Consider the following 6293-nt stretch of genomic DNA (forward strand, 5'->3'; position numbering starts at 1 on the left):
GATCAGCCCCCGACGATGCCTCGGACGACCTGCAGCAAGATCGGGGCGAGGACGGCCAGGCCGTAGCCGAGCAGCGCGTTGCGCAGGGCGAGTTTTGCCTTCTCGACCTGCGACGGGTCACCACCGGCGGTGACCCAGTAGACGCCGGCCAGGACGAGGAAGAGGGTGGCGACGGCGGCCAGGATGCCCATGACCCAGGTCTGCAGGTTGAAGATCACCATCGGCAGGGAGTTCACCGCCGGTTCGACGGCCTCGCCGGGATCGGCGTACGCGGCGGCCGGGACGGCGAGTGCCAGGCCGACGCCGGCCAGCGGTACGGCGACACGCAGTGCGAGACGAACGACTCGCGGGATTCGGAGAGTGCGCTGTGGGGTGCGAGACATTGCGATTCACCTCCCGCCGCCCCCGATCACGAAGACGTCTGACCGGGGGCGGCGATTGCTCGAAGCGGTCCGATGGGACCGCCGCCGGGCGCAGGCGAGAAGCGCACGAACCGCGTGAGCCCCGGGAGGAGCTCGTCCTCCCTCATGGGTGGGTTGCGGTCATCAACGTGGTGTCAGCGCATCAACTGGCGCGGCACCCGAGGCGCGCGGATCGCGGCTCCTCGTGTCGCCCGGCGGCGGGCGGGACCGGCGAGCGGTACAGCTCGAAAGGTCCCGCACCCCCAAACCGGGATTTGTGAGCCCGGGCGAACACTTGCCGCGCTCACCGCGGTCCAGGCAGGCCTCACGGGGCTGGTGAAGGGCTATCACTGCTCGACAGCCTTGCCTGCGGGCGAGGACTCACAGCCGGCTCGGAACCGCTCTCTGTGCGAGCGGTGTGAGGGCCGCCGGGGCTCACAGTTCTTGACAAGGCCGAAGTGGTTCGCCCGTCCGTTCCAGGGCGCTTAGGACGACGGCCGAAAGTTCTGATCGTCGGAGCGGAGGGGTACGGCTGAGCGGTGCCTGCGCCGCAAAACGTGCCGGCGGGCAGGCCGGCTGGCAATCCTGCGCTGGTCTTCTGCTGCCAGCGCTGCGCGCTACCTCCGGAGCAGCTCTGCTGGGACGGGCGCTCGGCAAGCGGAAACGGCTGTGGCCCGACGTGGTGCTTCGGGCCGGCCACAGCCGTGCCGGTTGGATGTCAGGCGGCTGCGGCAGCCTGCTGCCGGGCGGCTTCGCGGCGGGCGGCCGCGGCACGTCCTGCGCGACGCCCGCCGCGCTGCTCGGCCTGCTGCCGCAGCCGCGCCGTGGTCTCCGGCGACGCGATCCCGGTCAACAGCCCGTCCGCGAGGGCCTCGGCGACGCGGCTGTCGATGCGGGACAGCCGCATGCGCAGGGCGTCGACGCTGACGCCATTCCTCGCGGCGATGGGCTCGATCGCCCGTCGACCGAGCCGCACGTCGATGTAGGGCTGCTCATCCTCGGGGTCGACGATCCCGAGGGTCACCGCGCGGCGGACCAGGAGGTCCGGATGCCCGTACGGCACCGGCGGGGTGCGGGAGCCGGAAACGAGGTGCTCAATGTTCTGCACCGGCAGGCACTGATGCTGCTGCAGCCGCAGGTCCCGCCCGGCTCGCCACGCCGCCTTGCACAGGCTCGCGTACGGCGCGGGTTTGCCCAGGTCGGCCCGGTCGCGAAGCGCGGTCAGGAACCCGGTCAGGACTTCGGCGTCGATATCCGCAGGGTCGCCGGTGTAGCCCTCGCCCAGGTGGGCCGCGTACTGCTGCAGCGCCGGCATCGCCATGCCGACCGCGGCGATGACCCAGTGCGGCCCGTCGAGACGGGCGCGTCGGATCAGCTCGCGCCACACCTCGTCACGCGCCGTGTAGGCGCGGGGGTGGCGCAACAGCCAGTCCCGCAGCGCGGGCAGCGGCATCACCGGCTGCGGCAGACGCGCGTCGCAGAAGAACGCCGTGCAGTCGAGAGCCAGCGGCGCGGGCTCGCAGGTCAGCGCGGCGAAGGCGGTCGCCGCCGCGTCGAGGGCGGACGTCGGCCAGTTCGTAGCGTCGGACACGCTCATGTCAACACTCCTGTGACACTGAAGGGATGCGAATGCCGTCGCCGGCGTTGTCACGGCGATCGGTGGCATCGATTGCGCCACAGCAGGCTCACACGGTCCTGACAGAGCCGCTCAGGGCGCTGTTCGTCGCCCTCGACTAGGCCTCTGTCAATGGCCCGCCCGCCCGGCGCGCCACCGCCGCTGATCGTTGGCAAGAGCCTGACAAAGGTCGGCTGACCTGCCCTGTGACACCCTGGCAGAGTCTGTGACCGCGCGGTTCGAAGGTGGTGGCACAGGCTCACGTCGTGAGCCGCGAGATGGCGCGGACGACCTCACAGAGGACACACGCGGCCTGCTGTGACAACCGGGTCGGCTCACAGCGCCGCTGTCACCGCTCGCCGGGGACGGCCCGCGCGGACTGCCGACGTACCCGTGACAGTCGCGGGCAGGCTGTCACCGCTGGACATCCCGCACCCTGTCACAGGCGACGCGCCGCGCCGATGACAACGGCCCGGCACACGAAGTTCGGCAACCTCTCACAGTGCTGGTCAACGCTCATCCACGTCGACGCCCGACGCGTTCTCTCCAACCGGCGCCGGCACCGTCAGGGCGTTCTGTCAGTGACCCAGCGTCACAGACAGAAATGAGTGGGAACGATGCCGGTCCCGTCGCGGTAGGCCACCTGCCGATGGCTACCGCCACGTCCCGCGCACCAGGCAGGACGAGGAAAACCGGGACAAGCCGCTGCCGGGTCGCGCGTTGTGAGCGTTTGTGGGTTCGGCAAGTGTTCGCCGAGGCTCACAAAGCCCGGTTTGGGGATGTCAGCGCTTCACGGCGCGGCGCGGAGCCGACAGCACATGAGCGAGCACACGCCGCACCCACACCAGCAGGCCGACCACACCAAGCCGGCCGACGCCACTCTCATCGACCTGATCGCCGGCGACCCGCCGGTACCGATCACGGTCTGGCGCACGGCCCGTACCAACGCCGACCCGCACACCAGCCTGCCCACCCGTCTGGCCTACCGCCTCGTCGCCGCCTACAGCCGGCCCGGGGAAGCGGTGGCCGATCTCACCACCGACCACGTCCTCGCACCGATCTGCGCGCAGGGCGGGCGCCAGCACCACCGCGCGTGGTTCACCGACAGCTCCAGCCTGATCATCGGACCCGCCACCGCCGGCCCGCAGGCGCCCACGACCGCAACGAACCCGCTCACCGCGCCCGACGAACTGGAGGCCGGCGACGCGCAGGACCCGCCCGAGTTGGTCGACTGGTTCGGCGACGACCTCACCGACCCCGACCTGCCCGGCGCCGACGCCACGGTCGTCCGGCCGCCCCACGACGGCCCGCTGGACGCGGCCACCAGCCTGGTGGTCGCTACCTGGCCGCTGCATGAGGCCGGCACGACGGCCCGGGTCCGCCTCGCCTGGCTCCTCGCTGCCTGCGCGCGGCTACTGCGCCCCAGCGGCTGCCTCGTCCTCGTCGTCGGCGTCCCCGCCGGCACGCAGCCCACGCCGGAGGACTTCGGGCCGCTCGTGGCCGCCGCCTCCGCGGCCGGACTGGGCTACCTGCAGCACATCGTCGCCGTCGAGGCCGACACCGACGGCGACCAGTTCGTCTACTACGGCACGGATGAGGAGCTGCTCACCCTGGTCCACGCCAACCCCGAGCAGTGGTCGGTCGCCCACCTGCGGGTGCACGCCGACCTGATGGTCTTCACCCCGCACTCGACTCCAGGGGTTGGGGTGGAACGGCGCCGTGGCCGCGACGGCGGTGAGCGCCATGGCTGAGCACACCACTGCAGGATCCTCCGGCGCGAGCGAGCCGGACACCAACAGCTCCGCAGTGGGCGAGGACTACCCGGGACGGCACCGCGAGTACGAAGGCCGCCACCGCGCCGATCCTGGGGGTCTGTCCGTCTGGGCTACCGCCCAGTCGACCGGCCCTGTCCAGCGACGCGGCCGGTACGTGCCGGAATCGGTCAAGCATCCCGCCCGGATGCTGCCCGCCATCGCCGCCCACGCGGTCGCCGTCTACACCCAGCCCGGCGATCTGGTTCTGGACCCGATGTGCGGCATCGGCACTACCCTGGTCGAGGCCGTCCACGCCGGACGCGACGCCTTCGGCATCGAATACGAGCCGCAATGGTCGAACATCGCCGACGCCAACATTCGCCACGCCCACGACCACGGCGCCAGCGGACGCGCGTCGGTCATCCGCGGCGACGCGACCCGGCTGATGTCGCTGGTGCCGAAGGCCCTCACCGGGCAGGTGGCGCTCGTGGTCACCTCACCGCCGTACGGGCCGACCGTCCACGGCCTCGTCCGCCCCGGCGAGCACGGGGTCGTCAAGTACGACGACCGGTACAACGACGGCGAGGACAAGGGCAACCTCGCCTACCGTGACCTGACCGGTCTCGCCGACGGCTTCGCTGAGATTCTGCGCGGCTGCGCGACCCTGCTACGACCCGGCGGCGCCGTCGTGGTCACCGCCCGTCCGTGGCGCAAACGTGGGGAGCTGGTCGACTTGCCCAGCGCCGTGATCGCCGCCGGTCTGCGCGCCGGACTCGTGCCGACCGAGCGGTGCGTCGCCTTCCTCGCCGCCGTCCGTGACGGGCAGCTCGTCGCCCGCCCGTCGTTCTTCCAACTCCAACAGGTCCGCAAGGCCCGTACGTCTGGGGTGCCGATGCACCTCATCGCCCACGAAGACGTTCTGATCTTCACCAAGACGCGCACGGCTGAGGACGGATCCGGGGTGGTCACGTGAGCCCACCCACCCACCGTTACCTGTCCATGGGTGCCGGCGTGCAGAGCTCCACGGTGCACAGGCAGCGAGTGCCGCTGGACAAAGTGCAGCTGCGCCCACGTCCTCAACCCACAGAAGTGCCTGGCTGTGGCCCCTGGTCCTGCCCACACGGCGAGCCGGTGACAGGCGACGCCGGGCGCGGGGAGGTGACGTGAGCATTGCCCACACCACCGTCTTCCGCATCGGATCGCTGTGCACCGGCTACGGCGGCCTCGACATGGCCGTCGAGCTGGTGCTCGGCGGCCAGCTCACCTGGTACGCCGAAACCGACCGGCACGCCCGCACCGTCTGCGCCTACCACTGGCCTGGCGTACCCAACCTCGGCGACATCCGCACCATCGACTGGACCCTCGTCGAGCCCGTCGACGTCCTCACCGCCGGGTTCCCGTGCCAGGACATCTCCAACGCCGGCAAGCGCGCCGGCATCACCGGAGAGCACTCCAGCCTGTGGAGTTCGATCGCCGACGCCGTTCGCGTCCTTCGACCGCCGCTCGTGTTCGTGGAGAACGTCGCCGCCCTCCTACGGCGAGGATTCGACGTCGTCGAAGCCGACCTGGCCACGATCGGGTACAACACGAGCTGGCTATGCCTACGCGCGTCCGACATCGGCGCCGCCCACCGCCGCGACCGGCTGTTCCTGCTGGCCGCACCCACCCCACGACCCGGCGGAGGTGCGGACGCTGCCGACACCCTGCGCCCGTGACGGCAAAGGACCCGGCCACCAGCACGGCCTACCCGACCTCATCGAACCCTCGGGCTCCACCCACGGCCTCCTACCCACCGACACCGCAGAGCGCACCGCTCGCACCAGTCACCACGCGCACCCGCCCACCGGCGCCGCACGGCTACTGCCCACCCCCAGGGCGAGCGACACCGGCACGCCCGGACGACGCGCGGGTGCCGGCTTCCGGCCCCCGCTGTCCGAGGTGTTGCTGCCCACCCCGCGGGCCACCGACGGCGAGAAGGGCTGCCCAGGGCAGCGCGGCTCGCACGGGGACCTCACCCTCCCCTCCGCAGCGGTGCGGGTCCCGGCCCGGATCCTGCCCACCCCGCGCGCGTCCGACGGGCGCGGCCCAGGGCGCCACGGCGACGGCGGCGCGGACCTGCGCACCACCATCGCCGCACTCGGGCAGCCCGACGAGCAGCGGTGGGGCGGCTACGCCGACGCCGTCGCCCGCTGGGAGCTGCTGCTCGGCCGCCCCGCCCCCGAACCCACGCAAACCGGCCGGCACGGCAAACCCGTCCTCGCACCGCCGTTCGTGGAATGGCTCATGGGCCTGCCCGAGCACTGGGTCACCAACCCCGCGCTCGGGCTGCCCCGCACCACCGCACTGCGGGTCCTCGGCAACGGCGTCGTCCCGGCCCAAGCGGCGACCGCCCTGCGACTGCTGCTCTGCCAGCACACCTAGCGCTGCCAGCCCCCGGGTGGGGGGGGGCGGGGGCCGCCACCCAACCACCCCCACCCAGCCCCCCCCCCCCGGGCCCCCCCCCCCCAACCACCCCGGGAGGGG

The 6293-nt window shown here is 72.0% G+C and carries 6 protein-coding genes; 4 read left to right on the forward strand and 2 right to left on the reverse strand.

Going from position 1 to position 6293, the window contains the following annotated elements; all coding sequences use genetic code 11:
* Positions 1-2 precede the first annotated feature (2 nt).
* Together ACLQ3B_RS04570 and ACLQ3B_RS04575 are read right to left on the reverse strand one after the other, a co-directional pair.
* Positions 3-383 (reverse strand): pilin, encoded by a 381-nt coding sequence (locus ACLQ3B_RS04570; protein ID WP_425777582.1) that lies wholly within the window; start codon positions 381-383, stop codon positions 3-5.
* Positions 384-1119: 736 nt separating this feature from the next.
* Positions 1120-1998: a hypothetical protein gene (locus ACLQ3B_RS04575; RefSeq protein WP_425777584.1), complete on the reverse strand. Its 879-nt coding sequence runs from the start codon at positions 1996-1998 to the stop codon at positions 1120-1122.
* Between the two features lie 836 nt (positions 1999-2834).
* On the opposite strand from ACLQ3B_RS04575, the gene ACLQ3B_RS04580 reads away from it, so the two are divergent.
* The 4 genes from ACLQ3B_RS04580 to ACLQ3B_RS04595 all read left to right on the forward strand — a co-directional run bounded on the left by ACLQ3B_RS04580 (position 2835) and on the right by ACLQ3B_RS04595 (position 6191).
* Entirely contained in the window at positions 2835-3767 is a 933-nt protein-coding gene (locus tag ACLQ3B_RS04580) for a hypothetical protein (protein ID WP_425777586.1), read from the forward strand.
* Entirely contained in the window at positions 3760-4743 is a 984-nt protein-coding gene (locus tag ACLQ3B_RS04585; RefSeq protein WP_425777588.1) for a TRM11 family SAM-dependent methyltransferase, read from the forward strand. Before ACLQ3B_RS04580 ends, ACLQ3B_RS04585 begins: the two co-directional genes overlap by 8 nt.
* Before the next feature lie 190 nt (positions 4744-4933).
* On the forward strand, positions 4934-5485 hold the full coding sequence (locus ACLQ3B_RS04590) for a DNA cytosine methyltransferase (RefSeq protein WP_425777590.1): 552 nt from the start codon (positions 4934-4936) through the stop codon (positions 5483-5485).
* Positions 5454-6191: a hypothetical protein gene (locus ACLQ3B_RS04595; RefSeq protein WP_425777592.1), complete on the forward strand. Its 738-nt coding sequence runs from the start codon at positions 5454-5456 to the stop codon at positions 6189-6191. Before ACLQ3B_RS04590 ends, ACLQ3B_RS04595 begins: the two co-directional genes overlap by 32 nt.
* Positions 6192-6293: the final 102 nt, after the last annotated feature.

It is taken from the genome of Micromonospora sp. DT53 (assembly GCF_049841535.1).
Classification (GTDB): domain Bacteria; phylum Actinomycetota; class Actinomycetes; order Mycobacteriales; family Micromonosporaceae; genus Micromonospora.

Bases quoted from the DNA above. Each gene is read 5' to 3' on its own strand.
- ACLQ3B_RS04585 (WP_425777588.1), top strand. From the start codon at position 3,760: ATGGCTGAGCACACCACTGCAGGATCCTCCGGCGCGAGCGAGCCGGAC.
- ACLQ3B_RS04580 (WP_425777586.1), top strand. From the start codon at position 2,835: ATGAGCGAGCACACGCCGCACCCACACCAGCAGGCCGACCACACCAAG.
- ACLQ3B_RS04570 (WP_425777582.1), bottom strand. From the start codon at position 383: ATGTCTCGCACCCCACAGCGCACTCTCCGAATCCCGCGAGTCGTTCGT.
- ACLQ3B_RS04575 (WP_425777584.1), bottom strand. From the start codon at position 1,998: ATGAGCGTGTCCGACGCTACGAACTGGCCGACGTCCGCCCTCGACGCG.